Below are 25,795 nucleotides of genomic sequence, written 5' to 3'. Positions count from 1 at the left end.
GAAAGGCCGGGCCCGCGTACAACGGAAACCGTCCGCAGCCGGCCCGGCGCGCAGGCCGGCCGGACAACCAGAGGCGGGCCGTCCTGCCCGCCTCCCGACTGGAAGGAACCGACCATGAAGGTGACCCGTTTCGCCACCCGCGCCGCGATGACGGCGGTGGGCGCCGTCGCGGCGCTGACCCTGCTCGGCGCCGGCACCGCGTCGGCCGACTCCCGTACGGGGTCCGACACCGACCACCACCCGGGCGAGACCATCGAACTGCCCGAGGGCACCCCCTCCGTTCCGGGGCACCCGATCGAGGAGCTGCCGCCCGGCGAGACCATCGAGCTCCCCGAGGGCACCCCCTCCGTTCCGGGGCACCCGATCGAGGAACTGCCCGCCCTGCCCACCGTCCCGGTCGAGGACCTGCCCCCGGGCTCGTTCGTCCCGGCCCCCGCCGAGCCCGGCGTCCCCGCCGAGGCCGACGCCGAGTAACCCCGCCCCCGCCCCGGGCCGCCGGGCCCGGGGCGGGGCTCGTGCCGCCGCGGGGTCAGGGCCGGGGCTGGCAGTGGGGGCACCAGTAGGTGGGGCGTTCGCGTCCCGGCTCGCCGTGGTGGTCCGCGGTGACGCGGATCGCCGTGCCGCAGACCAGGCACGGCCGCCGCGCCCGGCCGTAGACGTGGAGCCGCGCGCGCCGGTCGCCCGGCGCGGTCGTGGTGCGGTCGTAGCGGTCGCGGTTCCGCGCCAGCAGGCGGGCGGCGTGGTCCAGCAGCCGGGGCAGCGTCTCCCCCTCGGCCAGCTCGCCGACCGGCGTCCAGGGGGAGACCCCCGCGAGGAAGCACAGTTCGGCCATGTAGACGTTGCCGATCCCGGCCAGGTTGCGCTGGTCGAGCAGCGCGTCGCCGAGTGGGCGGGCAGGGGAGGCGGTCAGCCGGGCCAGGGCCTCGGCGGGGTCCCAGTCGGGTCCGAGCAGGTCGGGTCCGAGATGGCCGACGGCCGTGGACTCCCGGTCGGTGCACAGCAGTTCCAGCTTGGGGAGCCGGTATCCGACGGCGGAGGTCTCGTCCGTGGCGAGCACGGCCCTGATCTGGTGTCCCGGGCCCCCGCGCCAGCGCTCGCCCGGCGCGAAGAGCCGCCACGCTCCCTCCATCCCGAGGTGCGAGTGCAGCGTGAGGCCGCCCTCGACGCGGGTCAGCAGGTGCTTGCCCCTGGACACCACCCCGGCCACCGTCCGTCCCCGCAGGTCGACCGTGGCCAGCCGGGGCACGCGCAGGTCGGAACGGGTCAGCCGGCGGCCGGCCAGCGCGGCGTCCAGCCGGCTGGCGGTCAGCCAGACCGTGTCTCCCTCGGGCACCCCTCCATCATGGAGCCGCCGCCGTCGGGGCGAAACGGGAGGCGGTCAGACGAGCATCACCAGCAGCGTGACGCCGACCGCCATCAGCGCCAGCGCGAGATACCCCATGACCAGGCCGCCGGTGGCCATGCCGTCGCCCGACTCGCCGGTGCGGCGGATCGTGGCCTTGGCCCGGTGGCCGAGGATGACGGCGGGGATGGCGGTCAGCCCGTAGGTGAAGAAGCAGGCGATGCCGCAGACCATGGCGGCCACCGCGGCGCCGTTGGTCTGGGGCGGCGGCGGGAACGGCATCGGCCGGGGGTGGAGCGTGCGCGGCGGGGGGCCGGGGACCGGGCCGAAGGTCGGCGGGCGCTGGATCACCACGGCCGGGGGGCCGAAGGTGCCGGGCGCGCCCGGTGCGTAGGGGCTGGTGGCGGGCGCGGGGACGGGGCCCTGGGGAAGGTCGGCGATCAGCGGCTGGATCTGCGCGTAGGTCGTCGTCTCGTGGAGGCGCCTGACCCGGTCGTCCAACTCGTCCTTGGACAGCCGGCCCTCGGCGAATCCGGCCTTGAGCACGTCGGCCGCGCGCTCCCGGTCGCTGTCCGAGGCGCGCATCTGAACCGGATGGACGGGCCCCCCGCCCTGCCAGTGCTGCGTCGTCATCGTGCACCCTCCCCACGTCACGCCCGACCTCGCTGGCACCGCTTCGCCCCGGCGACGGTGCGTCCCGGCGGTGCTCCACGGGCCGGGAGCCAGCCGTTCCCCCCAGGGGAGACGTCTGAGTCGTCACCGAAGTTCCCCGCGGCGGAAGATTCGGTCGGTTTCGGTCGATCTCGTTCGCTTGCGGCCGGCCCGGTCCCCTCCATGGTGGCGCACCAGGGGCCGGGCGTCCACGGTGTTCACCGGCGCGCGTGGGCGCGCGCGGCGCTACCAGACGGGGCGCAGCGGGGGCGGCGAGCCGTCGCTCATCGCGTGGACGAGGGCGGTCAACTCCGCGCGCAGCACGCCGAGGTCGGCCTGCCCGGTGCGCAGGGCCAGCTCCGCCTCCAGCTCGGCGATGACGCGGCCGGCCACCTCCAGATGGCGTTCGGCGCTGTCGGTGAGGACGACCAGCCGGCGCCGCCCGCCGGCGGGGTGGGGGCGGCGCGCGACATAGCCGCGCTGCTCCAACTCCTTCACCAGTTGGCCGGCGGCCTGCTTGGTCACGCCGAGCCGTTCGGCCAGCTCGCTGCTGGTGGCGCCGGGGCCGCGCAGCGCCTGGAAGGCCATGCCGTGCAGCGGGCGCAGCCCGGGGTAGCCGGCCTCGGCGACCCGGCGGTCGAACTCGGCGACCACCAGTTGGAACCCCATGCCCAGCAGAAAGGTCAGCTCTCCCGCCGGTGGCCGGTCCGTTCCCTCGCGTTCCACGCGGACCATGGTGACACGGGGCGAGTAAAGGTGCTTTACTCACCCCATCGAGTAAAGCGCCTTTACTCACCCGACCCCGCAGGGAGACCCGCTGATGCGCCTCGTCGCCACCACCCCGGAACCGGTGACCACCCCCAACGCCACCATGACCCCGCTCGCCGCGCCCAGCCTCGGCACCGAGGAACTCAGCGTCTGGCGCGTGGAGATGGCCCCCGGCGCCGTCGGCCCCGAGCACACCGTCGACCGCGAGCAGATCTGGACCGTGACCCACGGCGCCCTGGAGATCGCGGCCGACACCGGGACCCTGACCGTCTCCGCGGGGCGGAGCGCGGCGCTCCGCGCCGGCACGCCCCGCGAAATCCGCTGCCCGGGCGGGGAACCGGCCGGCGCCCTGGTCGCGATGGCCGCCGCGGGTCGCGTCACCACGCCGGCGGACCCGGAGCCCCGCCCGTTGCCCTGGGCGCGCTGACCCGGGCCGGCCTCACGCCTCCGCCCTGGCCGCCCGCCAGTGCGCGGCGAACGCCGCCGCGTCGTCCGCGTGGCAGTGGATGACGCGGGCCGTCGCCTCGCGGCCCAGCGGACGGCGGAAGGTGACGGGCGCGGAGAGCTCCACGGTCAGGCTGGTCTGGCCGGCCACGCCCAGGTCGACGGTGCCGCTCTCGGCGTCCACCTTCAGCAGACCGCCGTCCCGGAAGCGCCGGTCGACCCGCACCTCGCGGACCAGCGGCGCCGGCAGCGGGATGTCGACCAGCGCGCCGTAGCGCAGCCGCAACGAGCCGTCCACCCCGACCAGATGGGGCCGGGTCACGCAGGAGAGCTGGAATTCGACCGCGAAGAGCGTCCCCCAGATCCCCAGCACCAGCAGCACCAGATGGACCAGCGGCCACGGGATGATCAGCGCCAGCACCACCGTCTCCACGACCGAGACGGTCAGCATGATCCAGAACACGGCCGCCTGGCCCGCGACGTAACCGAACGCCCGGTCCCCCGCCTCCAGGCCGTGCGGGCCCCGCCGCGCCAGCCACCGCAGCAGGCAGCCGAACAGGACGAGCTCATGGACGACCAGCCGCCGGACGACGCGCGCCGCGGTGCTCATCGGGAACGCTCCCCGAGCAGCTCCACGACCCGGCGCACCACCGCGAGCTGCGCCGGCCCGTGGTCGGCGAAGAAGGCGTCGGCGAACGCGCCGGTGAGGTCGCCCGGCCCGACCCCGGCGGCCAGCCGCGCCACCTCCTCCGGCAGGCTTTCCACGACGCGCGCCGCCAGCGGCCCCACCCGGGGGTCGTCCGCGTCGGCGTCGGCGAGCGCGTCCAGTTCCGCGTAGACCCCGTAGGCCGCCGCCATCGCCTCCGGGTCGTCCCCGAACGCCGAGACCAGCGACGAGAGCCAGGCCCCCTGGTCGCCCCCCTGCGGCGCCGCACCCTCCAGCAGCGCCATCAGCTCGCGCTCCCTGACCGCCGCGTCCGGTTCCGGCCCGCCCAGCGTGTCCGCCGTCTCCCGCATCCGGCGGAAGAGCGCGGTCAGCTCCGGCGAGACCGGGCCCTCCGTCGGCAGCCCCGGGTGCCCCTCGGCCTCGGCCAGCAGCTCGGCGACCCGCGCGCGGCGCGCCCTGACGGCCTCCTCCTGCCGGGCCAGCTCGGCGTCGAGCTCGCCGAGCACCTCGCGCAGCTCGACGCCGCTCTCGTCGTCGAGCACGTCCCGCGCCTCGTCGAGGCTGAGCCCCAGCGCGGTCAGCCTCCGCACCCGCACCACCCGGTACGCGTCGCGCAGGCCGTACACCCGGTACCCGCCGGGGGTCCGGTGGGGCTCGGGCAGCAGCCCGATGTGGTGGTAGTGCCGCACCGTCCTGGGGGTGACCCCGGTCAACGCGGCCAGCTCTCCGATTCGCATGACCCCAGTGAAGAGCTTGCCGCGACGTCAGGGTCAAGCGCCGCGTCGCGCCGCGCCGGCGGCCCCGGTCAGCGGCGGCCCCCCGCCCCGCCCGTTCCGCGTCCCAGCAGCTCGGCGAGCCCCCGCCGGGTCGCCGCCACCACCACCCGGTCCCCGCCCCGCAGCACGTACCCCGGGTGCACGTCCCACAGCAGCCCCCCGGAGACGCCCTCGCCCGAGGCGCGGACCGCCGCCAGGTCCCGCTCCCGCTCGGCGGGCGCCGACAGGTCCAGCGCCAGCACCCGCCACGCGCCGGGCCGGGAGGCCTCCGCGACCGTCCGGCCGCCGAGGTGGGGGAAGTCGTCCACCTCCAGCGCCGCGAAGAGCAGCACCTTCCGTTCGACGGGTATCGCCCCCAGAATCTGCCGCCCCATCATCGCGCTGGCGAACGCGGGCGCCGCGAGCGTGGAGACGCTGCGGCTCCGCGTCAGCGCCTCGGGGTGCGCCGCCTTCAGGGTGCGGTACACGACGGTGGCGAAGTCGTCGTCGTACAGCCGCAGCGCCACCCGCAGCTCCGGCTTGACGGTCCTGGCGTGCAGCGCCGCCTCCAGGTTGGTGGCGTCCACGCTGGTCAACGCGAGCAGGGCGCGCGCCCGGTGGACCTTGGCCGACTCCAGCACGTCCTCCTGGGTGACGTCGCCGAGCACCACCGGCACGCCCAGCCGCCGGGCCAGCGGGATGCCCCTGGCCTCCGGGTCCTCCTCCACGCAGACCACCGGGATGTCCATCTCCCGCAGCTGCGCCAGCACCCGGGTGCCGACCTTGCCGAGGCCGAGCAGCACCACGTGGCCGGAGAGCCCGCGCGGGGGGCGCGGCAGGTTCGCCGTGCCGCGGAACGCGCCCAGCGCCTGGAGCGCCGCCGCGATCAGGATCGGCAGCAGCGCCAACCCGACAAGCCCGGAGACCAGTTGGATGGACTGCCGGGCCACGGGCTCGTCCACGGCCGGGTCGCCGATGGAGAAGATGTCGAGCAGCGTCAGATAGGCCGCGTTCACCACGTCGCCCCCGGTGGCCCGCCACAGCGCCAGCGCCAGCGCGAGCACGGCGAGCGCGATGCCCAGCAGCGAGAGCCGCAGCCGCCGGGAGAAGATCTCCGCCAGCGGCGCCATCCGCCGCGCCAGCCGGCGTGGCGGCAGCGGGGGGCCGGCGTGGGTGACCGTCTCCAGCACCACCGTGCCGCGTCCGGTCGCCTGCCCCACCTCCCGGTCGTCGGGCAGCAGTTGGGGGCCCTCGCCGCCGCTGTTGTCCGAACCCTCGGTGCCGGCCGGGTCGTTGACCGTCGCCGAGAGCAGCGCCAGGGTGCACAGGCCGGGGTCGGCGATCTCGCCGTCGGCCGGCGGGTTGCGCTCGACGGCGCGCAGCAGCAGCCCGTCGGCGCTCACCACCTTGCGGGTGCCGGCGACCGCCGTGGCGGCCAGCGCGGGGGCGGCGGTGTCGGCGTCGGAGAGCACGGTGGTGGTGGCGTCCAGCTCCCTCGGGTCGATGTCGGGCAACGCCACCGCGGCGGCCTGGTCGAGGAGTTGGGCGAGATGCTGGCCGAGGCGGCGGTTGTAGTGCCGCACGACCAGCCGCAGGTGCGGGTTGAGCCGGCGGGCGGCGAGGGCGCCGCGCAGGTTGGTCTCGTCGTCGTCGTAGACGAGGGCGAGCGCGGTGGCGTGCGCGACGCCCGCGCGGCGCAGCACCTCGTCGGTCGGCTCGGCGGCGGTCATCTCCCCTATCGGCACGCGGATCCCGCCGCCGGTGGTGTCGTCGGCCGCGGGGGCGGGCGACGGCCGGTTGATGGCCGCCGACATGCGGCCGATCAGCGCGGAGACCCGCGGCCTGGCCCCGCCGACGGGCTCGCCCGCGGTGGTCGCCGGCGGCATGACCAGGGTCACGCGCTCCCGGTAGACGTCGTGCAGCTCCTCGGCGAGCCGCACGGCTAACGCGTCGTCGCCGCAGACGATCATGTGCTCGGTGCCCACGGTCCTGAGGCCGGGGGTGGAGGGCTGGGGAGGAAGCGCGGTCACGGCGGGGTGGCATTCCCTTCGGCTCGACGGGAGGGACGGGGCGCGGCGCCCCCGCACTTACTGCCCCTCCCGGGGCAAGGCAATGTCCATGATCGCGTCAAGCCGCGGCCGCCGTGCCGCGGCCGTCGACCCGCCAGACAGCCAGGGCGGGCCGACGGGGCCGTGCCGGCAACCGCCCCTCGCCCGGGCCCGTTCGCGGTGGCGGCGGCAGCCGAGCACCCCACCGGCACGGCACCTCTCGCACACGCTCCGGACGTTCGCCCCGGCGGCGCGTTGTCCCATCGCTTCCCCATTACATCCGTCACTCGCACTGATGACGGACGTCACTCGTCACGGTCCCGGGGCCTGCGGATCATGGATTTTTACGTAACCCCTCGGCGAGCGGGGGCCGTTCGCCCGCACTCGCCGTTTAAGGAGAAGTATGCGTACCCTTGCCCGCGTCCGTCGGACGGCAGCGCTCGGTGTGCCGCTGCTGATGGTGGGAATGCTCGGTGCCTGCACGTCATCGAACGCGGACGAGTCCCAGGAGGAGTCGTCGCAGGAGTCCTCGCGGGAGTCCTCGGAGGAGCTGCGGCGTTTCTACGAGCAGGAGCTGGCCTTCGAGCCGTGCGAGCCCTACGCGAGCAACGAGACCGATGCGGAGCTGTTCGCCGACGAGCGGTTCGAGTGCGCCCGCATGGAGGCGCCGATGGACTATGAGGACCCGGGTGGCGAGACGGTGTCGATCGCGCTGCTGCGGGTGCCGGCGAAGGACGGGGAGCCGATCGGGTCGTTGATGACCAACCCGGGCGGCCCGGGGTTCGCGGGCATGAGCTTCGCCCCGCTGATCGCCGCGATGGCGCCCGACAGCCCGGTCCTGGAGCGGTTCGACCTGATCGGCATCGACCCGCGCGGCGTCGGCGCGTCCACCCCCGCGCTGGACTGCTACACCGACGCCGAACGCGAGAACGACGAGATGTCGGAGAAGCTGATCGTCGGCAGCTGGACGGAGGAGGAGACGCGGCAGTGGGTGCGGCAGTGCGCCGAGCGCACCGGGAGTGAGGAGTTCCTCTCCCACGTGGGCACCCGGGACGCCGCGCGTGACATGGACGTGCTGCGGGCGGTGCTGGGCGACGACAAGCTGAGCTACCTCGGCACGAGTTACGGCACGCGGCTGGGCGCGGTCTACGCCGAGATGTTCCCCGAGAACGTCCGCGCGCTCGTTCTCGACGCGCCGATGGACCCCTACGCGGGCACCATGGAGCGGCGTGAGCAGCAGTACCTCGGCCTGCGGCGCTCGTTCGAGCTGATGGGCGCAGCGTGTACGGAGTTGCCGGACTGCCCGCTCGGTTCCGACCCCGAGGCGGTGACCGAACGATTCCAGGAGATCGTCCGGCCCCTGATCGACGAGCCGGTCCCGGCCGGGGACGGACGAGTCCTCAGCTTCTCCGACGCGATCGACGGGGTCGTCGCCGGGCTGTACTCGGAGGCGAGCTGGCCCGCGGTCGTCGAGGGCATCCGCGAGGTGCGGGACGGGCGCGGGGACGCCCTGATCGGACTGCACGACGCCTACTACCAGCGGTATGCCGACGGCACCTACAGCGACGCCCTCGAAGCCACCGAGGTCATCAACTGCCTGGACGAGGATCGGCTCACCCCGGAGCAGGAGTCGCGGCTCAGGCACACGATGATCGGGGACGCCCCGTTCTTCGACCCCGGCCGGCCGCTGGACGACACCCGGAACATGTGTGAGGCGTGGCCGGTGGAGCCGACCCTGGGCTACCCCTACGCCACGGACATCGAGGGCCTGCCCGACACGTTGACCGTCGCCGTCACCGGCGACCCCGTGACCCCGTACGAGGAGGGCAGCCGCCTGGCCGAGGCGCTGGAAGGCAGCCTGCTCACCGTCGAGGGCGAGCAGCACGGCGCCGCCCTGCTGGCCGGCAACGCGTGCGTCGACGACACCGTTGCCGACTACCTCATAGACCTCACCTCCCCGCCCGCGGACGCCCGTTGCGTCCTCGAATGACCGCGCCGCGCCGGCCGGTGCGGAACGGTGCTCGACTACACGAGTCGGGGGGAGCCGTCCGTGCGGACGGCTCCCCCGTCCCCGGCTACTCCCCCTCGGTCAACGGCAGGTCCCTGCGGCCCTGCGCCTCCGCGAACTCCCGGGACTTGACGAGCATGGCCTGCTGGATCTCCTCCTCGGTCAGCTCCTCCTGCCCTCCCGGGCCGTACTTGTCCATGACGGTTTTGCTGATGCTCATCGAGCAGAACTTCGGTCCGCACATCGAGCAGAACTGAGCGGTCTTGGCCGGCTCCGCCGGCAGCGTCTCGTCGTGGTAGGCGCGGGCCGTCTCCGGGTCGAGGGAGAGGTTGAACTGGTCCTCCCAGCGGAACTCGAAGCGCGCCTCCGACAGCGCGTCGTCCCAGTCCCGCGCGCCCGGGTGCCCCTTGGCCACGTCCGCCGCGTGCGCCGCGATCTTGTACGCGATCACCCCGGCCTTCACGTCGTCCCGGTCGGGCAGCCCCAGATGCTCCTTGGGCGTCACGTAGCAGAGCATCGCGGTACCCCACCAGGCGATCATCGCCGCGCCGATGGCCGAGGTGATGTGGTCGTAGGCGGGCGCGATGTCGGTGGTCAACGGGCCGAGGGTGTAGAACGGCGCCTCCTGGCAGAGCTCCTGTTGCAGCTCCACGTTCTCCTTGATCAGGTCCATCGGGACATGCCCCGGGCCCTCGACCATGGTCTGCACGTCGTGTTCGCGCGCGACCCGGCAGAGCTCGCCGAGCGTGCGCAACTCGGCGAACTGCGCCGCGTCGTTGGCGTCCGCGACACAGCCGGGGCGCAGCCCGTCGCCGAGGGAGAAGGTGACGTCGTAGGCGGCGAGGATCTCGCACAGCTCCGCGAAGTGCGTGTACAGAAAGCTCTCCCGGTGGTGCGCCAGACACCAGGCGGCCATGATCGAGCCGCCCCGGGAGACGATGCCGGTCTTTCGCCGCGCGGTCAGCGGCACATGGCGCAGCAGCACACCGGCGTGCACGGTCATGTAGTCCACGCCCTGCTCGGCCTGTTCCACGACGGTGTCGCGGTAGACCTCCCAGCTGAGTTCCTCGGCCTTGCCGCCGACCTTCTCCAGGGCCTGGTAGAGCGGAACGGTGCCGATCGGCACCGGTGAGTTGCGCAGCACCCACTCGCGGGTGGTGTGGATCTCCCGGCCGGTGGAGAGGTCCATCACGGTGTCGGCGCCCCAGCGGGTGGCCCATGTCATCTTCTCCACCTCCTCGTCGACGGACGAGGTGACGGCGGAGTTGCCGATGTTGGCGTTGACCTTGACCAGGAAGTTCCGGCCGATGATCATCGGCTCGGTCTCCGGGTGCCGGACGCTGGCCGGCAGCACGGCCCGGCCGGCGGCGATCTCGTCGCGGACGAACTCGGGGGACCGGTTCTCCCGCAGCGCCACGAACTCCATCTCCGGGGTGACCACGCCCCTTCTCGCGTAGGCCAGTTGGGTAACGGCCCCGGTGCCGTCCCCGGCCCGTTCCTCGATCCACCGCCGCCGCAGCGGGGGCAGCCCCTCGCGGACGTCGCAGGTCACCCCGGGGTCGGTGGCGGGTCCCGAGGTGTCGTAGAGGGTCACCGCACCGCCGTCGGTGAGGTGGACCCGGCGCACCGGCACCCGGATGTCCGGGCGGCTTCCGGTGAGATATCCCTTGTGCGCGCCGATGACGGGCGCGACGGACGCGCCCGTTGACAGTTCGGTCATCAGACCTTGCTCCCTACGCCGGCATTACCCGGTAACAGGTTCGGCGGTCGGCGCAGCCACAGCGCCCTCTCAGCCTCGTGCTCGAAGCTCCCGCGGCGATTCGTTCCCCTCCACGCTAAGCCCCCGGGGCCGCCCCCGGCCAGGGGGCCTCCCCGCGGGGCAACGCCGGTCCACCACATGACGGAAGATGCACTTTGTGGCATCTCTCACGGTCGGATTCTCGCTAAATTGCGGGGATGACGGAGATCGCGATCAGTGCCGCCCGTTCCCAACTCGGCGACCTCGTACGGCGGGCCGCCCACGCGCGTGAGCCCATCGCCCTGACCGACCACGGGCATGTCGCCGCCGTGCTCGTCTCGCCCCAGGCGCTGGAGGACTACGAGGACTCGATCGCCGTGCTGCGGTACGAGCTGCGTCAGGCGCGGGGCGACACCAGCGGACGCACGTCCCTGGCCGAGGTGCGGGCGATGCTCGACGCGGGCGACGCCGCGTGAGGCACGAGGTCGAGTGCGAGCCCTCGGCGCTGAACGCCGCCGCCCGCTTCCTCAAGGACGACCCGGCGGGACCGCGGGACCTTCTCGAAGCGATCGACGGCCTGGCCGACGATCCGCGCCCCGGGAGCAGCGCCCCGTTCGGCGACTACCGCAGGCTGCGGGTGGGGCCCTACCGCGCGCTCTGCGCGATCGAGGACGCGGCGGTGCGGGTGCTGGTCCTCCACCTCGGCCGCGCCGGGTGACACGGCGGCGGCACGGCCGCGCCGGGACGGGACCGTTCGGCGGCGTGTTTGAGCGATGATCGGAACGTGACCTCCCCTCAGGAACCCGGCGCGGACCCCCTGGACCCGCGCGCCCATCCCCACGGCCACACCCATCAGCACGGCCCGGTGGAGCCGGTCTCGGACCGGCTGCGGCGGGTGATAGCCGCCGTTCTGGTGCCGTTCGGGGTGGTGATGCTCGCCGGTCTCGTGCTGCTCTGGCCGGGTGGCGCGCCCGAGCAGGAGGAACGGTCGGGTGTCGGCTTCGACCAGCAGCACGAGGACGCCCGCGTCACCGAGTTGACCCAGCACCCCTGCGAGGACCTGGGCGTCCAGGTGCAGCAGGGCGTCACCGGGCCGTGCGAGCAGGCGACCGTCGAGGTGACCAGCGGCCCGCACGCGGGGCACACGTTCACCGAGGTGGTCCCGCCCGACGCGACCAAGCGCTTCCACGACGGTCAGGAGGTGGTCGTCGCCTACGCGCCCGAGGCGCCGGAGGAGCTGCGCTACAGCGTCGTCGACGTGGACCGCGAGGTGCCGATGCTGCTGCTGGCCGCGATCTTCGCGATCGTGGTGGTGGCGGTGGGGCGGATGCGCGGCCTGCTGGCGCTGGTCGGCCTGGTGGTCAGCTTCCTGGTGCTGACGCTCTTCATCCTGCCGGCGGTGCTGCACGGCTCGAACCCGCTGCTGGTCGCGGTCATCGGCGGCAGCGTCATCATGCTGGCGACGTTGTACCTGTGCCACGGGGTCAACGCGCGGACGTCCGTCGCCGTGCTGGGGACGCTGGTCTCGTTGCTGCTGATCGGGCTGCTCGGCTCGCTCTTCATGGAGCTGGCGCACCTGACCGGGAACACCGACGACCAGACCGGCCTGGTGCACAGCCTCTATCCGGGCATCGAGATCAAGGGGCTGCTGCTGGCGAGCATCCTGATCGGTTCGCTCGGCGTGCTGGACGACGTGACGGTGACCCAGACCTCGGCGGTGTGGGAGCTGAAGCAGGCGGCGCCGACGGCGGGTTGGCGGCGGCTCTACTCGGCGGCGATGCGCATCGGCAGGGACCACATCGCCTCGGTGGTCAACACCCTCGTGCTGGCCTACGCGGGCGCCGCGCTGCCCCTGCTGCTGCTCTTCAGCATCGCCCGCAGCGGGGTGTCGACGGTGGCCTTCAGCGAGCTGGTCGCCGAGGAGATCGTGCGGACCCTGGTGGGGTCGATCGGCCTGGTGGCCTCGGTGCCGGTGACGACGCTGCTCGCGGCGCTCGTGGCGAGCGCCGACCGGCCGCCTGCCGGGCCGGCCGGGGAGAGGGGCGTCGAGTCGACGGGCGGGAGCGGTCCGTGGGGGGACGGGCCCTCGGCCGGGGCGACGGTGCCCGCGCCGTCCGGCCGCCGCTGGGGCGCCCCGCCGGGGCGTCGGCGGGCTACCAACCCCCGCCGGAGGAGGAAGAGGTGAACTTCCGCACCACGAAGATCAGCACGGCCACCACGGCGACGAAGAGCAGTATCCGGAAGACCAGGCCGATCACCCAGGTGAGGACGGTGAGCAGCAGGCCACCGAAGACCACCAGCGCGATGGCGGGGATCGCGATCCACCGCACCCACCACGGCAGTGTCATAAAGGCTTCCTTCATGGCCCGGGCTCCTGTTCGCGCGTGTCGTTGGCCGGACCTGGGCCCGGCAGCGTGATAACTCGATGACTCGATGCTAAGCGCGCACCCCACCCTCCCGGGAGTCGCGGCGGCCCCCGTCCTCCCCTGACCGTTCCCTGAGGTGAACCCTGAGAGAGCGTGTCCCGGGCGGCGGGGGCCGGGGCCGTCCGGCCCGGGTCAGCCCTCGGGGGGCGAGAAGACCACGAGCACCCGCAGGTCCTCGGTGATGTGGTGGAAGCGGGCCGGCTGCCCCGCCGGCACATAGACGACGCTGCCGCGCGCCACCATGGTCGTCTCCTCACCCACCGTGATGGACGCGCGACCGCTGACCACGAAGTTGATCACGTCCTGGGCGTGCGGCCGCTGGCTGTCCGCCTCCCCGGCCGCCAGCGCGTACAGGCCGGCCGACATCCGGGGCTCCCGCAGGAAGCGCAGGTAGGCACCGTTGTGCGCGGCGCGCTCCAGGTCAAGCCTGTCGAGCCGGAACTCCTTCATCTGCTCATTCCCCTTGCGTTCCCCTTGCGCACCGGGAGGCATCTGAAACGATCTCCCGTATGACAACCATCTTCGTGAAGCTGCTCGCCAACGCCGTGGCCCTGTCGGCCGCCGTCTGGCTGGTGAATGACATCACTCTCGGTGAGCCCGGCGAGAGCACCGGTGGCAAGGCCGTGACGCTGCTCATCGTGGCGCTGATCTTCGGTGTGGTGAACATCATCGTCAAGCCCATCGTGAAGTTCTTCGCCCTGCCTCTGCTGATCGTGACCCTCGGTCTGTTCACGCTGGTGATCAACGCCCTGATGCTGTTGCTCACCGACTGGCTCTCGGGCGACAAGTTCGAGGTCGAGGGCTTCGGTTCGGCGGTGCTGGGCGGCTTGATCATCTCCATCGTTTCGTGGGCGGTCAACCTGATCCTGGATCGCGACTGAAACCGGCGGTACTGGACCGAGGAACGACCGACATGTATCGCATCTGCTTTGTCTGCTCGGGGAACATCTGCCGCTCCCCGATAGCCGAGGCGCTGCTCCGCGCCCGGCTCGTCGACGAGGGGCTGGACACCGGCATCGTGGTGGACAGCGCCGGAACCGGCGGCTGGCACGCCGGGGAGCCGGCGGACCCGCGCGCCGTGGCCGCCATGAACGCCGCCGGTTACCCGGCGGGCAGCGGGGACCACACCGCGCGGCAGTTCGAGGTCTCCTGGTTCGACGAGTGTGACCTGGTCATAGCGCTCGACCGGGGCCACGAGAGCGAGTTGCGCCGGCTGGCGCCCGACGCCGCCGCCGCCGAGAAGGTGCGGCTGCTGCGCGCCTTCGGCGACGACGGCGCGGACGCCGCCTCCGGCGAGGCGCTGGACGTGCCGGACCCGTACTACGGGGACGACGCGGGCTTCGCCGAGTGCCTGGACATCATCGAGGCCGCCCTGCCCGGTCTGCTGAAGACCGTTCGGGAACGGACGGGGGCGGTGGGCTGAACCCCGCGCCCCCGGCGGGCGCGTGAGCGGAGCGGCGGGTCGCGGACGACGACCGCGCCGGGGAGACCCGGCGGGGGGTCGGCGGGCCCGCCGTACACTTGTGCGGCGATAGGGCCGATAACCGGCCACATCGGACACGACGGGAGAGCGGCGATGACGGGAGACGGGACGCGGGCCGTACGGGCGGGTCTGCCGGTGGCCGAGGCGTACCAACCGCCCGTCCCGCCACCGGTGTTCGCCGCGCACTTCCATCTGCCGGGCGATCCCTCCGTCGCCCCCTACGGCTACGGCCGCGAGTCCAACCCGACCTGGGTCGCGCTCCAGGACGCCGTGGCCGAGCTGGAGTCGCCGGACGAACGCGCGGAGGCGCTCGTCTTCCCCTCGGGGATGGCGGCGATCTCCGCCACGCTTCTCAGCCTGGTCGGGTCGGGCGACTCGGTGGTGCTGCCGGCCGACGGCTACCAGATCTGGCCGAAGCTGCGGCGCCGCGCCGAGGAGCGGGGCATCGTCTGCCACACCGCGCCGACGGGCGGCGACGGCCAGCTGACGGCACTGCGCGCCGCGTGGGACCGGGGCGAGCGGGTGCGGCTGCTGTGGCTGGAGACCCCCTCCAACCCGGGCCTCGACGTCTGCGACATCGCGGGCCTGGCGCGCGAGGCGCGCGCACGCGGCACGTTGGTCGCCGTCGACAACACCCTCGCCACCCCGCTCGGCCAGCGCCCCCTGGAGCTGGGCGCCGACCTGTCGGTGGCCAGCGGCACCAAAGCGCTCAACGGCCACGGCGACGTGCTGCTCGGCTATGTCGCCTGCCGCGACCCGGAGTTGGTCGAGGAGATCCGCCAGTGGCGCACCGTGCTGGGTGCCATCCCGGGGCCCATGGAGGCGTGGCTGGCGCACCGCGGGCTGGCCACGCTCCAGTTGCGCGTGGCACGCCAGGCGGAGAACGCGCTGGCCGTGGCGCACGCGCTGGCCGCACGCCCCGAGGTCAGTGGGCTGCGCCACCCCGGGCTTCCGGAGGACCGCGACCACGCGCTGGCCGCGCGGCAGATGCACTCCTTCGGCTGCGTGGTCTCGTTCACGCTGCCCGACCGCGCGCACGCCGAACGCTTCCTGGCGGCGCTGCGGCTGGTCGACGACGCCACCAGCTTCGGCGGGGTGAGGTCGACGGCCGAGCGGCGCGGGCGCTGGGGCGGGGACGCGGTGCCCGAGGGGTTCGTGCGGCTCTCGCTCGGCATCGAGGACCCGGAGGACCTGGTGGCCGACGTGCGCCGGGCGCTCGCCGACGCCGCGGGCTGAACGCCGCGGCGACCAGCGCGAGGTTTCACGGCGCGGCGGGCGGGCCACATGAACCCCATGGACCAGGCACAACCCGTGGTCAAGCGCACCGCACGGGCCATCCTGCTGGACGGCCCCGAGCTGATCGTGATCAAACGCGTGCGGCCCGGCAGCCCGCCCTACTGGATCACCCCCGGCGGCGGCGTCGAGCCCGGCGACCCGAGCGTGGTGGCGGCGCTGCACCGGGAGGTCTTCGAGGAGCTGGGCGCCCGCGTCACCGACGTGGTGCCGGCCTTCGTCGACACCGTGCCGCACGTGCCGGAGCAGGGGGAGGACGGGCCCCCGGGGCTGAAGGTGCAGCACTTCTTCGTCTGCCGACTCGTCTCGATGGACCCGTCCCTGCGCCACGGCCCGGAGGTCACGGAGCCGCGCGGCACCTACGAGATCGTCCGACTGCCGTTCAGCCGGGAGGGGTTGAACGCGGTGAACGTCGTGCCGCCGAGCCTCAACGCCTACCTCGGCAACAACATCCCCGGCATCCACGCCCTCCTCGCCCCCGACTTCGCCCACCGCTAGGGCGTCTCGTCAGCCGAACCAGCCGCCCGACGGCGGGGGCGACGGCGGCTGCTCCGCCCGTTCCACCCGGCGCGCACGCTCCAGCGCCCGCAGCGCCTCCGCGCGCCACTCGGCCGCCTGTGGCGGGGCCGGCTGCGCCGGGGCGGGGTGGTAGTGGTGCGGCGCCGGCCCGCCGTAGCCGGTCTCGTGCGCCGGCTGCTGCGGGTACCCGTGCCCGTGGGCGTGCGCCGGCACGGGCACCTGCGGCGCGTGGGCAACGGGCGGGACGGGTGGAACGGGCGGGAGTGCCGGCACCGGCGGCGCGGGCGGAGCCATCGGGGGAGCCGCCGGCGGCACCGGCGGCGCGCCCCCGTGCTCCCGCGCGGCCCGCTCCTCGCGCGCCTCCCGCGCCGCGCCGAAGAAGTCCCCGCCCTTGCGGCGCTGGTCGTCCGTGCCCCAGTCCCGCGCCGTCCGCTTGGGCGCCTTCACCAGGTGGGGTATGTGCTTGGCGCAGTGGATGTACGCCTCCTCCACCTCCAGCCGCACCCAGATCCTGGTGCGCCGCCCCGGCACCGACTCGTCGGGCAGCCAGGGGTGTGCCGCGCGGAGCTCGTCGTCGTCGGCCATCCGCGCCCGGCCGTTGACGTGCAGCCCGATCCTGGCGCGGTCGAAGTCGAGCAGCAGCAGCCCGGCGTGCGGGTTCTCGGCGAGGTTGCCGAGCGAGGCGTGCACCCCGTTCCCCCGGTACTCGGGCCAGGCCAGGGTGCGGGCGTCGAGGGCGTGGAGAAAGCCGGCGGGGCCGGCGCGGAACGTGTTGTCGCACTCCCCGTGCCGGTCGGAGGTGGCCAGGAAGAACATCTCGGCCGCGGCGATGAACTCCAGCATCCGCGCGTTGAGATGGTCGAGGACCTGGTCACGGTAGAAGCGGTCGGCGCGTTCCCGCGTGCCCAGCCGTTCCTGGAGGGCGTGTTCGCCGTCGCTGCCGGGGCGATCGGCGCGCTGGGCCAGCCCTGCCGGCCATCCGTTTCCCGCTGTCCCTGCCATGGCGCTTACTTTCTACGGTTGCCGAAGTTGTCGGTGGTGGGAGGCCGGCGCCGGCGGGCGCCGTGGCGGTCTCACCGCGCGGGCGAGGCCGGCCCCTCGGCGTCCCGCACCAGCGAGCCGACGAAGTCGTGTCGGATGCGGTCGGCGGGGATGCCGCTGGAGACCAGGGCGTCCACTCCCTTGCGGATCATCTGCGGCGGTCCCGAGAGATAGCCGTCGAACTCCCGCCAGGGTCCCAACTGTCGCACGGCCTCCGGGAGCTGGCCCGCCATGCCGAGGGTCGAGCGCTCGGCGACGACGGGTCTCACGGCGAGCCAGGGGTGCCGCCGCTCCAGGTCGAGGAAGGACTGGAGGTCGTACAGCTCGTTGTCCCGGTTGGCGCCGAAGAACACCTCGACCTGGCGGCGTTGGCCGCGTTCCGCGACGTCCTCCACCAGCGCCTTGATCGGCGCGATCCCGGTGCTGCCGCCCATGCACAGCAGGCCGCGGTCCGAGGCGTGGTCCAGCGTCATCGAGCCGGCGGGCGCCCCCAGCCGCAGCACGTCGCCCGGCCGCGCGCGGTGCACCAGCGAACGCGAGACCCAGCCGGCCGGCACGGACTTCACATGGAACGAGAGCAGCCCGTCGGAGCGCGGCGTCGAGGCGAAGGAGTAGGACCGCCACACCCGCGGCCACCAGGGGGTCTCCAGGCTGGCGTACTGCCCGGCGCGGTAGGGGTACGGCTGGTCCGGGCGGACGGTGACGACGGCGACGTCGTGGGTCCTGCGCTCGTGCGAGACGATCTCGGCGTCCCACCACGGCGGCGCCACCGACTCGTCGTCGGCCGCCGCGTCGATCATGGTCTGCGACATCAGCGTGTAGACACGGACCCAGGCGGCCTCGGTCTCCGGGCCCCAACTGCGCGGCGCGTACCGTTCCAACGCGTACATCAGCGCCTCGCCGACCAGCGGGTACTGGTCGGCGCGCACCCCGTACTTCCGGTGGCCCCGGCCGAGGTCCCGCAGATAGCGGTCGAGCTTCTCCGGCTCGTCGATGGTCTCGGCGGCGGAGAGCAGCGCGGCGAATATGCGGTCGCGTTGCGCGTCCATCGCGGCGGGGAACATGTCGCGCAGATGCGGCCCGTAGGTGAAGAGCAGCGCGTAGAAGTAGGACGTCGCCTCGTCGGCCACGGGCGAGATCTCCGCCAGGGTGCGGCGGATCGCCTTCGCGTCGTGGGACGGCTGGACGCCACTTCCGAGATCATGCTGCACGGTGGCACCCTCGTCGGCCGATATCGCGGTCATGCCCTGCCTCGCCTCACTCAACTCCCCGGTTGGACAGCGTGTCAGCACGCTCACCGGAAGCGGGGCGATTGACCGGAAACCGGTCAGCGGTCCCTCAGACCCCGTAAACTGAGCGGCTTGCCGCCCCGATGCGGGACTGACCTTACCGTTATACGGACGAGACACAAGCCCCGTGCGGGGAAGGGCGGTTCGCCCGCTTTCCGCGGGTATTCCTAGGCTGTCCCGCATGGATATCTTTCTGCGTCCCGCCACTTCGGACGATGTACCGGAAATCGTCGCCATGCTGGCGGACGACCCGCTCGGCGCCGCCCGGGAGAGCCCCGACGACCTCACGCCCTACGAGGCGGCGTTCGCCCGCTTCGCCTCCGACCCCCACCAGCGGCTGCTGGTCGCCGAGGAGAACGGCCAGGTGGTCGGCACGCTCCAGCTGGCGATCCTCTTCGGGCTCTCCCGGCGGGGCTCCTCCCGCGCGCTGATCGAGGGGGTGCGGGTGCGCACGGACCGGCGCGGCGCCGGGATCGGCGGCTGGCTGATCCGCCAGGCCGTCGAGGAGGCGCGGCGGGAGGGGTGCGCGCTGGTCCAGCTGACCTCGGACGCCAGCAGGACCGACGCGCACCGCTTCTACGAACGGCTCGGCTTCCAAGCCACCCACGTGGGGTACAAGCTCACGCTCTGAGCCGCCCGGCACGCCCGCTGTTCAGGCCGTCCAGCCCGCCGGGTCGCTGCCGCCCGGCACGGGAGCCTCCGGCTCGTAGGGCGCCCTGGTGAACACGAAGGTGCCCACGTCGAGATGGGTGACCCGGCCGTCGGCCCCCCGCTGGACGGTGAGCCTCTCACCCGCGTAGTAGGCGTCCAGGCCCAGCCACGCGTCGGGGCCGACCCGCCGGAACCGCGAGCCGCGACCGGAGCCGCCCGCCGGATACAGCGTGACGCCCCCCGCGGCGTCGAGCCGCAGGGTGTGGGCGGCGGTGCCCCAGTACCAGTCGCCGGTCAGCGGCAGCAGCGCCGGATCGGCGTCGGCCGCCGGCCGCCAGGGCTCGGGGAAGCTCGGCTCGCGTCGGCGCAGGGTGCCGAGCAGGTCGAACGTGAGCGTGCGCACGGCGGGCCCGGCCGTGGCGTTGGCCAGGACGGCGGCGGCGGTGCGCTGCTCGGGGTCGAACCAGACCCCGGCGAGAAAGCCGGGCAACGAGCCGCCGTGGCCGAACAGTTGGCGGCCCTCGTGCTGGACCACCTGGAGGCCGAGGCCGTAGCCGCTGGTGAGGTCGGTCAGTTCCAGCGGCACGGTGGAGGTCCGCATCTCGGCCCTGCTGTCGGCGCCGAGCACCGCGTCGGCGGCGGGGTGGTGCCCCGTCAGGAACGCGGCGAACGCGCAGAGGTCCTCCGTCGTCGACCACAGCTGCCCCGCCGGCGCCATCCGCCCGGTGTCCACCTCGGGCTCCGGCTGCCGCAGGTCGGCGTGCGGGTGCACGGCCCAGCCGCGCGCCGCGGGCTCCGCGCGGTCGTAGGAGGTGCGCTCCATGCCGAGCGGCTCCAGCACCTCCCGGCGCAGCACCGTGAACCACGGCTCGCCGCGCAGTCGTTCCACCAGCGCGCCGAGGAGCGCGTAGCCGGGGTTGGAGTAGTGGAAGCGCCGCCCGGCCGGGTGGAGGTCCTGGTCGGGGCCGAAGAGGTCGGGCAGCTCGGGCCGCAGCTCGCCGGGGGTCCGTTCCCACCAGGGGCCCGCGGACTCGGCGGCCAGGCCGGCGGTGTGCGCGAGCAGTTGGGCGACGGTCGCGCCGCCGGCGTGCGGGGTGGGCAGCCAGCGTTCGACCGGCTGGTCCAGCTCGATCAGGCCCTCGTCGCGCAGCCGCAGCACCAGCACCGCCGTCAGCGACTTGCTGATGGAGGCGATGCGGAAGCGCACCCGCTCCGGCGCGGCCCCGGCCGGAAGCTCGCCGGCACCACCGCTCCACACGGGCGTCCCGTCGCGTGCCACGGTGGCGACCAGGGCGGGGGCGCGGCCCTCCGACTGGCAGACCGCCACGCGGTGCGCGAGCTCGCGCCGGGTACCGGGCAGCGGCTCAAGGAACGCGGCGCCCGGTGCGACGCGGGTCGTGTCGTTGCCCGCGCTGTTCCGGGGGCCGGTCTCGGGGCTCTTGTCGGTCATGGGGACCACCTTTATCCCACCGGAGTACTCGGCCGCGAGTAGCGCGGGTCACTTCCCCCGGCGGACGCGGCACGGCCTCCTTCGGCGGGACCGTGGGCCCATGCCGCAACTCACCCGGCGCGCGCGGCGCGTCACGTTGATCGTCCATGTCGTCGTCTCGGTCGGCTGGCTCGGTCTGTCCCTGTGCCTGCTGGTGCTGGCCGTCGCCGGCGCGAGGGGCACGGAGGAGACGGCCGGCGCGGCCCACCGCTCCATGAGGCTGCTGACCGACTGGCCGCTGCCGCCGCTGATCGGCCTGACCCTGCTCACCGGGGTGGTGCTCTCGCTCGGCACCCGCTGGGGGCTGGCGCACCACCGGTGGGTCTGGGTCAAGTTCTGGGTGAGCGTGGGCGCGGCGACCGCCTCGCTGCTCGCGCTGCGCCCCGAGGTGAACGCGGCGGCCGCGGCCGTGGCGGCCGGCGAACCGGTCGCCGACCCGGGCGCGTTGATCGCCCCGCCGCTGGTGTCGTCGGGCCTGTACGTCTTTCTCACGGCGCTTTCGGTGCTGAAGCCGTGGGGCCTCACCCGGCGCGGGCGTCGCGTGCGCGCGGCGCGCGCCCTCAGGCGCGGGGGGAGCCCGCCGAAAAACGGTCGCCCGCCCGCCGGGGCCTCGGCCACTCTGGGCGGGTGACCTCACGCGACGATCATCCGCCGATCCGCCCGCTCACGCCGGCCGATCTGAGCGCCTGCCTCGACCTCGCCGACGAGCACGGCTGGGGACGCGAGGAGCACAAGTGGCGCCTGCTGCTCGCCTCGGGAACGGGATACGGCGTCGACGCCCCCGAGGACGACCCGGTCGGCGGGCTGCTGGCGTCCGTGATCCGCACCTCCTACGCGGAACGGTGGCACGCGGTCGGCATGATGCTGGTGGCCGGCCGCCACCAGCGGCGCGGCCTGGGGCTGCGGCTGATGCGCCGGGTGATCGAGGACGCGGCCGGGGCCCCGCTGCTGCTGACCGCCACGGACCAGGGGCGCCCGCTCTACGAACGGCTGGGGTTCAAGGCCGTGGGCGGCATCACCACGCTGCGGGGCACCTTCGCCGCGCCGCCCGCGGGGGAGGACGGGGAGGACGCCGGCGGGGTCGCGGTACGTCCGGCGCGGGCGGCCGACCTGCCGGAGATCCTCGCCTACGACCTGACGGCCTTCGGCGCCGACCGGACCGAACTCCTCGCCCGGCTGCCGCGCTTCGCCGACCGCCTTCTGGTGGCCAGGACGCCCGACGGCCGGCTGGCCGGCTTCGGCGCCTCCTGGCCCAATGTCTCCACCACGTCGATCGGCCCCCTGGTCGCCGACGACGCGTCCGTGGCCAGGGCGCTGCTGACCCCGCTGGCGCTGGACACCCCGACTCCGGCCCGCTTCGACGTCGGCGACGACCAGCCGGAACTGGCCCGCTGGCTCGCCGCGCGGGGCCTCAAGGAGACCGGGCGCACGGAGCTGATGATCCACGGCGCGCCCGCTCCGCCCGGCACCCCCGCCCGCCGCTTCGCCCCCTTCTCCATGGCCCACGGATAGCGCCCGCGGACGGTGGCGCGACCAGCCGCCCGACCGCCCCGGCGCCGTGCACGCCGCACCGCGGTCGGACACGGCCGATTCGTTCAAGACCCCCGCCGCCGCCCGTTTCTACGCTGGCCCCATGACACCTCGAATGGACATGATCGGCCTGGTCACGGACGACCTGACGGCCTCGCTCGCCTTCTACCGCCGCCTCGGCGTGACCGTTCCGGAGGACGCCGCCGAGCCGCACGCCGAGACCGTGCTCGACGGCGGCGTGCGGCTCGCCTGGGACACCCTGGAGTCGGTGCGCTCCCTGCACCCGGACTACCAGCCGAGGCCGGAGGGCGCGCGCGTCTCGTTGGCCTTCCGCTGCGACAGCCCGGGGGAGGTCGACTCCCTCTACCGCGAGTTGGTCGACGCCGGCTACCCCGGCGAGCGTGAGCCCTGGGACGCCGTCTGGGGGCAGCGCTACGCCGTGGTGCGCGACCCGGACGGCAACTCCGTCGACCTCTTCGCCTGGCAGCACTGACGGCACCGACGGCACCGACGGCACTGACGGCACCGACAGTTCACACGGCCGCGTACCGGCGGCCATGTCAGGGCGTCAGCAACCGCCCCACGGGCACCCCGGCCAGCGCCCTGAACTCCCGCGCCAGATGGGCCTGGTCGGCGTAGCCGACCCGGGCCGCCACCTCGGCCAGCGGCTCTCCGCACCTGGCCAGTGCCAGGGCGCGCCGCATCCGCAGCACGCGGGCCAGGGTCTTCGGGCCGTACCCGAAGGCGCGCAGACTGCGGCGGTGCATCTGCCGTTGGCTGAGCCCCAGCCCGCGCGCCGTCTCCGCCACCGAGCGCCCGGCGTCCAACGCGGCCACCGCCGCCGGTCGCCAGCGTTCCTCCGCCGGCGGGTCGCCGAGCCGGGCGAGCGCCGCCTCCTGGAGAACGGCCCCGGGGCGCTCGGCGAGCGCGACCCGTTCGGTCAGCTCCCGCACCGTCCGCTCCGGCCACACCTCGGCCAGCGCCACCCGGGCGTCGACGAACGCGTCCGCCGGCTCCCCGAGCACCAGCGGCGCCTGTCCGGGCGCGAAGCGGAGGCCGACACAGGGCAGCCCCGCGCCCTGGTGGCCGACCAGTGCACGGGTGTCGGGCCCGGCGACCACCAGCCGGTCGCCGAGCAGGATCAGATCCATGCAGCCGTCGGGCAGCACGCGCCCCGGGGGGTCTCCCGGCCGGGGCGTGTTCCGCCAGACCACCGCCCCCGGCAGCCGCTCGGCAGGCCGTTCGCTGTACACGTCGCCCAGCATGGCAGGCTGAGTCCCATGCGCCGCATGGGACTGGTGACCCTGGTGGTACCGGAGTACGACGAGGCGATCGCCTACTACACGGAGGTGCTCGGTTTCACGCTGCGCGAGGACCGGCTCCTCGCGCCCGACGGAAAGCGCTGGGTGGTCGTCGCTCCGAGCCCGACGGCGGAGACCGGGCTGCTGCTGGCGCGGGCGGTCGGCGAGCGGCAGCGGGCGCGGGTGGGGGACCAGACGGGCGGCCGGGTCGGGTTCTTCCTCGACACGGACGACTTCGACGCCGACCTGGCCCGGCTGATGGCGGCCGGCGTCGCCCTGGAGGAACCGCCGAGGACCGAGAGCTACGGCCGGGTGGTGGTCTTCGTGGACCGTTACGGCAACCGCTGGGACCTCATCCAGCCGGCCCACGGCTCGGGCAGTTCCTCGGCGTAGAGGCGCAGCAGTTCGAGAAGCCGGTTGGCGGGCTGGGCGCTCCAGTGGGCGCCTTCGGGCCGCGGCTTCCCGGGCAACCGCAGCACCGCCCAGCTCAGCTGGTGCCACAGCACGTCGGCCACCAGTCCTGGCCCCCGCTCGACGAGCGTCTGCCGCCCGCCCCGGGAGCCGTCGTCCAGGTAGCCGGTGAGCACCGGCGGCAGTCTCCGCGGCGGCACCTTGGCGAACTCGACGGCGGGATCGGCCCATGCCGCGTCTCCCCAGTCCAGCAGCGCGGTGAGCGAGCCGTCCTCGGCGAAGAGCAGATTGCCCGCCGCGATGTCGCCGTGGATCAGCGTGCCCTCCGCCCGCTCGCCCCGTTCCCCCGCGAGGCGGTCGAGCCAGCGGTTCAGCCAGTCGGCCAGCGCCGGGCTGAGATAGCCGCGTCCGGCGAGCGCCTCGATTTCGACACGTGGGTCGCCCGGCACGTCGGCCGGCACCCCCGCCCGCACCTCGTCGGGGACCTCGGCCGAGTGCAGGGTCGCCAGTTCCCGACCGAGCGCGCGCAGCCCGGCGTCCCCCGGCTCGCCCCCGTCCGCCGGCCTGCCGGGCGCACGCTCGGCCAGCAGCCAGGGAAGCGGCTCCTCCCCCCAGTCCCGCAGCGCCGGCGTCCGCAGCCCGCCGCGCACGGCGAACGGGATCACCAGCGCCTCCTTGCGCAGATCGTCCGCGAACCCCTCCCGGGCGACCTTGAGCACCCACGCGTCCCCCAGCAGCCAGACCCGGGCCGCCTCGCCCTGCACCGGCGACGGCCTGACGGAGTCCCAGGCGATCCCGTGGCGGGCGACGATCTCCCGCACGACACGCCGCTCCGGCGCCGGGTCCCGCTGTACAGATTCCATGAGGGCGGACCGTACCGGGGCACCCGCACCCCTCGGCCACTGGTTTTCGCCGTGGCGGCCATGGGGTGGTGAGGCCCCCTCCGGCCGGGCCCCCGACCGCCCGGCGCGACCGGCCGACGCGCCCCGGAAGACGTGGCACGATACGGTCCTGGCGAGATCGTGACCAGCGCGGCACGGGGGGCGCCTCCGACCGGTGCAGGATGAGCGGGTGAGCAGAACTCTCCCTCCCGACCTCGGTGATTTCCTTCGCTCCCGGCGCGCCCGGCTGCGCCCCGAGGACGTCGGGCTGCCGGCACTGGGACGGCGTCGGGTACCCGGGTTGCGGCGCGAGGAGCTGGCCGAGATAGCCGGGATCAGCGTCGGGTACTACACCCGGCTGGAACAGGGCGCGAGCCCGGGGGTCTCCGACCAGGTGTTGCACTCCCTCGCCCGTGCCCTCGGTCTGGACGAGGCCGAGCAGCGCCATCTGCGGCAGTTGGCCAGGCCGCGACAGGTCGCCTCCGCCCCCGCCGAGGCGCTGCGTCCCGCGCTGGTCGCGCTCGTTCACTCCCTGGACGAGACCCCGGCCCTGGTGCTGGGGCGCCGGGGCGATGTGCTCGTCTGGAACCGGCTGGCCCACACCCTGCTGGCCCCCCACCTCCCCCGCGCCGCCCGCCCCAATGTGACCCGGCTGATGTTTCTCGACCCGTGTCTGCGGCAGCTCTTCGGAGTGGGGTGGGCTTCCCGGTGCCGTGACATGGTCGCCGACCTCCGACGGGCAACGAGCCTCCACCCGGGCGACCGGGTGCTGCGGCAGTTGGTGGAGGAACTGATCCGGGAGAGCGAGGAGTTCCGCCGGCTCTGGGCCGGACACCAAGTGGAGGTCTGCTCGACCCACACCCTGACCTACCAACACCCCGTGGTGGGCGCGCTCACGCTGACCGACCATCTCGCGGATCTACCGGAGGACCCGGGGCAGCGGCTCGTTCTCTATGCCGCACTGCCGGGCAGCGACTCCGCCGAGGCGCTGCGACGGCTGCGCGCGCGACTGGGACCGCTCGCGCACGATGTTCCACGTGAAACATGAGGCCCTTGTTCC

30 protein-coding genes are annotated in these 25,795 nt (G+C 74.0%); 16 read left to right on the top strand and 14 right to left on the bottom strand.

Annotated features, from left to right (window positions below; all coding sequences use genetic code 11):
* Positions 1 to 114: 114 nt before the first annotated feature.
* Entirely contained in the window at positions 115 to 474 is a 360-nt protein-coding gene (locus CRP51_RS18030) for a hypothetical protein (RefSeq protein ID WP_097232269.1), read from the top strand.
* 55 nt (positions 475 to 529) lie between these two features.
* Here CRP51_RS18030 and CRP51_RS18025 read toward each other — a convergent pair whose 3' ends face one another.
* The 3 genes from CRP51_RS18025 to CRP51_RS18015 all read right to left on the bottom strand — a co-directional run bounded on the left by CRP51_RS18025 (position 530) and on the right by CRP51_RS18015 (position 2,662).
* On the bottom strand, positions 530 to 1,333 hold the full coding sequence (locus CRP51_RS18025; RefSeq protein ID WP_097232268.1) for an Fpg/Nei family DNA glycosylase: 804 nt from the start codon (positions 1,331 to 1,333) through the stop codon (positions 530 to 532).
* Positions 1,334 to 1,378: 45 nt separating this feature from the next.
* The gene (locus tag CRP51_RS18020; protein WP_245880651.1) at positions 1,379 to 1,975 is read right to left on the bottom strand and encodes a DUF1707 and DUF4190 domain-containing protein; all 597 of its coding nucleotides are present in this window, start codon (positions 1,973 to 1,975) and stop codon (positions 1,379 to 1,381) included.
* Positions 1,976 to 2,239: 264 nt separating this feature from the next.
* Complete coding sequence (locus tag CRP51_RS18015; protein ID WP_439333184.1) at positions 2,240 to 2,662, bottom strand: MarR family winged helix-turn-helix transcriptional regulator; 423 nt, start codon at positions 2,660 to 2,662, stop codon at positions 2,240 to 2,242.
* A gap of 151 nt (positions 2,663 to 2,813) precedes the next feature.
* On the opposite strand from CRP51_RS18015, the gene CRP51_RS18010 reads away from it, so the two are divergent.
* Entirely contained in the window at positions 2,814 to 3,188 is a 375-nt protein-coding gene (locus CRP51_RS18010) for a cupin domain-containing protein (protein WP_097232266.1), read from the top strand.
* Positions 3,189 to 3,200: 12 nt separating this feature from the next.
* Here CRP51_RS18010 and CRP51_RS18005 read toward each other — a convergent pair whose 3' ends face one another.
* The 3 genes from CRP51_RS18005 to CRP51_RS17995 form a co-directional block, all read right to left on the bottom strand.
* On the bottom strand, positions 3,201 to 3,815 hold the full coding sequence (locus CRP51_RS18005; RefSeq protein ID WP_097232265.1) for a hypothetical protein: 615 nt from the start codon (positions 3,813 to 3,815) through the stop codon (positions 3,201 to 3,203).
* Complete coding sequence (locus CRP51_RS18000) at positions 3,812 to 4,609, bottom strand: helix-turn-helix domain-containing protein (RefSeq protein ID WP_097232264.1); 798 nt, start codon at positions 4,607 to 4,609, stop codon at positions 3,812 to 3,814. The genes CRP51_RS18005 and CRP51_RS18000 overlap by 4 nt, the downstream gene beginning before the upstream one ends.
* Before the next feature lie 68 nt (positions 4,610 to 4,677).
* Positions 4,678 to 6,597 (bottom strand): NAD(P)-binding protein, encoded by a 1,920-nt coding sequence (locus CRP51_RS17995; RefSeq protein ID WP_097232299.1) that lies wholly within the window; start codon positions 6,595 to 6,597, stop codon positions 4,678 to 4,680.
* 481 nt (positions 6,598 to 7,078) lie between these two features.
* Here CRP51_RS17995 and CRP51_RS17990 point away from each other — a divergent pair, with 481 nt between their 5' ends.
* Positions 7,079 to 8,665, top strand: coding sequence for an alpha/beta hydrolase (locus tag CRP51_RS17990; RefSeq protein WP_097232263.1), 1,587 nt, complete (start codon positions 7,079 to 7,081; stop codon positions 8,663 to 8,665).
* An 85-nt stretch (positions 8,666 to 8,750) separates the two neighbouring features.
* On the opposite strand, the gene thiC is transcribed toward CRP51_RS17990, so the two are convergent.
* Entirely contained in the window at positions 8,751 to 10,403 is a 1,653-nt protein-coding gene (gene thiC / locus CRP51_RS17985) for a phosphomethylpyrimidine synthase ThiC (protein ID WP_097232262.1), read from the bottom strand.
* 236 nt (positions 10,404 to 10,639) lie between these two features.
* Here thiC and CRP51_RS17980 point away from each other — a divergent pair, with 236 nt between their 5' ends.
* The 3 genes from CRP51_RS17980 (at position 10,640) to CRP51_RS17970 (ending at position 12,606) form a co-directional block, all read left to right on the top strand.
* Entirely contained in the window at positions 10,640 to 10,897 is a 258-nt protein-coding gene (locus CRP51_RS17980; protein ID WP_097232261.1) for a type II toxin-antitoxin system Phd/YefM family antitoxin, read from the top strand.
* Positions 10,894 to 11,139, top strand: coding sequence for a type II toxin-antitoxin system RelE family toxin (locus CRP51_RS17975; protein WP_097232260.1), 246 nt, complete (start codon positions 10,894 to 10,896; stop codon positions 11,137 to 11,139). Before CRP51_RS17980 ends, CRP51_RS17975 begins: the two co-directional genes overlap by 4 nt.
* A 66-nt stretch (positions 11,140 to 11,205) precedes the next feature.
* On the top strand, positions 11,206 to 12,606 hold the full coding sequence (locus CRP51_RS17970) for a YibE/F family protein (protein ID WP_097232259.1): 1,401 nt from the start codon (positions 11,206 to 11,208) through the stop codon (positions 12,604 to 12,606).
* Here the strand turns inward: CRP51_RS17970 and CRP51_RS17965 are convergent.
* Together CRP51_RS17965 and CRP51_RS17960 are read right to left on the bottom strand one after the other, a co-directional pair.
* The gene (locus CRP51_RS17965; protein WP_097232258.1) at positions 12,575 to 12,784 is read right to left on the bottom strand and encodes a DUF5326 family protein; all 210 of its coding nucleotides are present in this window, start codon (positions 12,782 to 12,784) and stop codon (positions 12,575 to 12,577) included. The two genes, CRP51_RS17970 and CRP51_RS17965, sit on opposite strands and share 32 nt — an antisense overlap.
* Positions 12,785 to 12,979: 195 nt before the next feature.
* Positions 12,980 to 13,297 (bottom strand): cupin domain-containing protein, encoded by a 318-nt coding sequence (locus CRP51_RS17960; protein ID WP_097232257.1) that lies wholly within the window; start codon positions 13,295 to 13,297, stop codon positions 12,980 to 12,982.
* A gap of 59 nt (positions 13,298 to 13,356) precedes the next feature.
* On the opposite strand from CRP51_RS17960, the gene CRP51_RS17955 reads away from it, so the two are divergent.
* The 4 genes from CRP51_RS17955 (at position 13,357) to CRP51_RS17940 (ending at position 16,121) form a co-directional block, all read left to right on the top strand.
* Positions 13,357 to 13,728: a phage holin family protein gene (locus CRP51_RS17955; RefSeq protein WP_097232256.1), complete on the top strand. Its 372-nt coding sequence runs from the start codon at positions 13,357 to 13,359 to the stop codon at positions 13,726 to 13,728.
* 32 nt (positions 13,729 to 13,760) lie between these two features.
* A complete protein-coding gene (locus tag CRP51_RS17950) occupies positions 13,761 to 14,270 on the top strand; it encodes a low molecular weight protein-tyrosine-phosphatase (protein ID WP_097232255.1) in 510 nt (169 codons plus the stop codon).
* Positions 14,271 to 14,423: 153 nt separating this feature from the next.
* Positions 14,424 to 15,566 carry a cystathionine gamma-lyase gene (locus CRP51_RS17945; RefSeq protein WP_097232254.1) on the top strand — a complete coding sequence of 381 codons (1,143 nt, stop codon included), beginning with the start codon at positions 14,424 to 14,426 and terminating at the stop codon, positions 15,564 to 15,566.
* A gap of 57 nt (positions 15,567 to 15,623) precedes the next feature.
* Positions 15,624 to 16,121 carry an NUDIX domain-containing protein gene (locus tag CRP51_RS17940; RefSeq protein WP_097232253.1) on the top strand — a complete coding sequence of 166 codons (498 nt, stop codon included), beginning with the start codon at positions 15,624 to 15,626 and terminating at the stop codon, positions 16,119 to 16,121.
* Between the two features lie 9 nt (positions 16,122 to 16,130).
* On the opposite strand, the gene CRP51_RS17935 is transcribed toward CRP51_RS17940, so the two are convergent.
* Both CRP51_RS17935 and CRP51_RS17930 read right to left on the bottom strand, forming a co-directional pair.
* Positions 16,131 to 17,144 carry a pyridoxamine 5'-phosphate oxidase family protein gene (locus CRP51_RS17935; protein WP_097232252.1) on the bottom strand — a complete coding sequence of 338 codons (1,014 nt, stop codon included), beginning with the start codon at positions 17,142 to 17,144 and terminating at the stop codon, positions 16,131 to 16,133.
* 71 nt (positions 17,145 to 17,215) lie between these two features.
* The gene (locus CRP51_RS17930; RefSeq protein ID WP_439333183.1) at positions 17,216 to 18,709 is read right to left on the bottom strand and encodes a globin domain-containing protein; all 1,494 of its coding nucleotides are present in this window, start codon (positions 18,707 to 18,709) and stop codon (positions 17,216 to 17,218) included.
* Here CRP51_RS17930 and CRP51_RS17925 point away from each other — a divergent pair.
* Positions 18,654 to 19,103: a GNAT family N-acetyltransferase gene (locus CRP51_RS17925; protein ID WP_097232250.1), complete on the top strand. Its 450-nt coding sequence runs from the start codon at positions 18,654 to 18,656 to the stop codon at positions 19,101 to 19,103. The two genes, CRP51_RS17930 and CRP51_RS17925, sit on opposite strands and share 56 nt — an antisense overlap.
* A gap of 21 nt (positions 19,104 to 19,124) precedes the next feature.
* Here CRP51_RS17925 and CRP51_RS17920 read toward each other — a convergent pair whose 3' ends face one another.
* A complete protein-coding gene (locus tag CRP51_RS17920) occupies positions 19,125 to 20,573 on the bottom strand; it encodes a serine hydrolase domain-containing protein (RefSeq protein WP_097232249.1) in 1,449 nt (482 codons plus the stop codon).
* A 100-nt stretch (positions 20,574 to 20,673) separates the two neighbouring features.
* Between CRP51_RS17920 and CRP51_RS17915 the strand changes: the two genes are divergently transcribed.
* The 3 genes from CRP51_RS17915 (at position 20,674) to CRP51_RS17905 (ending at position 22,635) form a co-directional block, all read left to right on the top strand.
* A complete protein-coding gene (locus CRP51_RS17915) occupies positions 20,674 to 21,243 on the top strand; it encodes a DUF2269 domain-containing protein (protein ID WP_097232248.1) in 570 nt (189 codons plus the stop codon).
* Entirely contained in the window at positions 21,240 to 22,124 is an 885-nt protein-coding gene (locus CRP51_RS17910) for a GNAT family N-acetyltransferase (protein ID WP_097232247.1), read from the top strand. The genes CRP51_RS17915 and CRP51_RS17910 overlap by 4 nt, the downstream gene beginning before the upstream one ends.
* 121 nt (positions 22,125 to 22,245) lie before the next feature.
* Entirely contained in the window at positions 22,246 to 22,635 is a 390-nt protein-coding gene (locus CRP51_RS17905) for a VOC family protein (protein WP_097232298.1), read from the top strand.
* 67 nt (positions 22,636 to 22,702) lie between these two features.
* Here the strand turns inward: CRP51_RS17905 and CRP51_RS17900 are convergent, their stop codons facing one another.
* Positions 22,703 to 23,395: a helix-turn-helix transcriptional regulator gene (locus CRP51_RS17900; RefSeq protein ID WP_097232297.1), complete on the bottom strand. Its 693-nt coding sequence runs from the start codon at positions 23,393 to 23,395 to the stop codon at positions 22,703 to 22,705.
* Positions 23,396 to 23,422: 27 nt separating this feature from the next.
* Here CRP51_RS17900 and CRP51_RS17895 point away from each other — a divergent pair, with 27 nt between their 5' ends.
* Positions 23,423 to 23,836: a VOC family protein gene (locus tag CRP51_RS17895; protein ID WP_097232246.1), complete on the top strand. Its 414-nt coding sequence runs from the start codon at positions 23,423 to 23,425 to the stop codon at positions 23,834 to 23,836.
* Here CRP51_RS17895 and CRP51_RS17890 read toward each other — a convergent pair.
* The gene (locus CRP51_RS17890) at positions 23,776 to 24,717 is read right to left on the bottom strand and encodes a phosphotransferase family protein (RefSeq protein WP_097232245.1); all 942 of its coding nucleotides are present in this window, start codon (positions 24,715 to 24,717) and stop codon (positions 23,776 to 23,778) included. The genes CRP51_RS17895 and CRP51_RS17890 overlap by 61 nt on opposite strands.
* A 208-nt stretch (positions 24,718 to 24,925) precedes the next feature.
* Here CRP51_RS17890 and CRP51_RS17885 point away from each other — a divergent pair, with 208 nt between their 5' ends.
* Entirely contained in the window at positions 24,926 to 25,783 is an 858-nt protein-coding gene (locus CRP51_RS17885) for a helix-turn-helix domain-containing protein (RefSeq protein ID WP_097232244.1), read from the top strand.
* Positions 25,784 to 25,795: the final 12 nt, after the last annotated feature.

The organism is Streptomyces zhaozhouensis (genome assembly GCF_900230195.1).
Taxonomy (GTDB): domain Bacteria; phylum Actinomycetota; class Actinomycetes; order Streptomycetales; family Streptomycetaceae; genus Streptomyces; species Streptomyces zhaozhouensis.
Note: the sequence above shows the minus strand (reverse complement) of the source record. Positions and strands in the feature narration are given on the sequence as shown.

Coding starts and splice junctions, on each gene's coding strand:
- CRP51_RS18020 (WP_245880651.1), bottom strand. CDS start 1,975: ATGACGACGCAGCACTGGCAGGGCGGGGGGCCCGTCCATCCGGTTCAG.
- CRP51_RS17890 (WP_097232245.1), bottom strand. CDS start 24,717: ATGGAATCTGTACAGCGGGACCCGGCGCCGGAGCGGCGTGTCGTGCGG.
- CRP51_RS18015 (WP_439333184.1), bottom strand. CDS start 2,662: ATGGGGTTCCAACTGGTGGTCGCCGAGTTCGACCGCCGGGTCGCCGAG.
- CRP51_RS17935 (WP_097232252.1), bottom strand. CDS start 17,144: ATGGCAGGGACAGCGGGAAACGGATGGCCGGCAGGGCTGGCCCAGCGC.
- CRP51_RS17995 (WP_097232299.1), bottom strand. CDS start 6,597: ATGATCGTCTGCGGCGACGACGCGTTAGCCGTGCGGCTCGCCGAGGAG.
- CRP51_RS17980 (WP_097232261.1), top strand. CDS start 10,640: ATGACGGAGATCGCGATCAGTGCCGCCCGTTCCCAACTCGGCGACCTC.
- thiC (WP_097232262.1), bottom strand. CDS start 10,403: ATGACCGAACTGTCAACGGGCGCGTCCGTCGCGCCCGTCATCGGCGCG.
- CRP51_RS18000 (WP_097232264.1), bottom strand. CDS start 4,609: ATGCGAATCGGAGAGCTGGCCGCGTTGACCGGGGTCACCCCCAGGACG.
- CRP51_RS17925 (WP_097232250.1), top strand. CDS start 18,654: ATGGATATCTTTCTGCGTCCCGCCACTTCGGACGATGTACCGGAAATC.
- CRP51_RS17965 (WP_097232258.1), bottom strand. CDS start 12,784: ATGAAGGAAGCCTTTATGACACTGCCGTGGTGGGTGCGGTGGATCGCG.
- CRP51_RS17915 (WP_097232248.1), top strand. CDS start 20,674: ATGCCGCAACTCACCCGGCGCGCGCGGCGCGTCACGTTGATCGTCCAT.
- CRP51_RS17990 (WP_097232263.1), top strand. CDS start 7,079: ATGCGTACCCTTGCCCGCGTCCGTCGGACGGCAGCGCTCGGTGTGCCG.
- CRP51_RS17960 (WP_097232257.1), bottom strand. CDS start 13,297: ATGAAGGAGTTCCGGCTCGACAGGCTTGACCTGGAGCGCGCCGCGCAC.
- CRP51_RS17895 (WP_097232246.1), top strand. CDS start 23,423: ATGCGCCGCATGGGACTGGTGACCCTGGTGGTACCGGAGTACGACGAG.
- CRP51_RS18010 (WP_097232266.1), top strand. CDS start 2,814: ATGCGCCTCGTCGCCACCACCCCGGAACCGGTGACCACCCCCAACGCC.
- CRP51_RS17950 (WP_097232255.1), top strand. CDS start 13,761: ATGTATCGCATCTGCTTTGTCTGCTCGGGGAACATCTGCCGCTCCCCG.
- CRP51_RS17930 (WP_439333183.1), bottom strand. CDS start 18,709: ATGGCGACGATTTCCGGTACATCGTCCGAAGTGGCGGGACGCAGAAAG.
- CRP51_RS17905 (WP_097232298.1), top strand. CDS start 22,246: ATGACACCTCGAATGGACATGATCGGCCTGGTCACGGACGACCTGACG.
- CRP51_RS17955 (WP_097232256.1), top strand. CDS start 13,357: ATGACAACCATCTTCGTGAAGCTGCTCGCCAACGCCGTGGCCCTGTCG.
- CRP51_RS18005 (WP_097232265.1), bottom strand. CDS start 3,815: ATGAGCACCGCGGCGCGCGTCGTCCGGCGGCTGGTCGTCCATGAGCTC.
- CRP51_RS18030 (WP_097232269.1), top strand. CDS start 115: ATGAAGGTGACCCGTTTCGCCACCCGCGCCGCGATGACGGCGGTGGGC.
- CRP51_RS17940 (WP_097232253.1), top strand. CDS start 15,624: ATGGACCAGGCACAACCCGTGGTCAAGCGCACCGCACGGGCCATCCTG.
- CRP51_RS17920 (WP_097232249.1), bottom strand. CDS start 20,573: ATGACCGACAAGAGCCCCGAGACCGGCCCCCGGAACAGCGCGGGCAAC.
- CRP51_RS17945 (WP_097232254.1), top strand. CDS start 14,424: ATGACGGGAGACGGGACGCGGGCCGTACGGGCGGGTCTGCCGGTGGCC.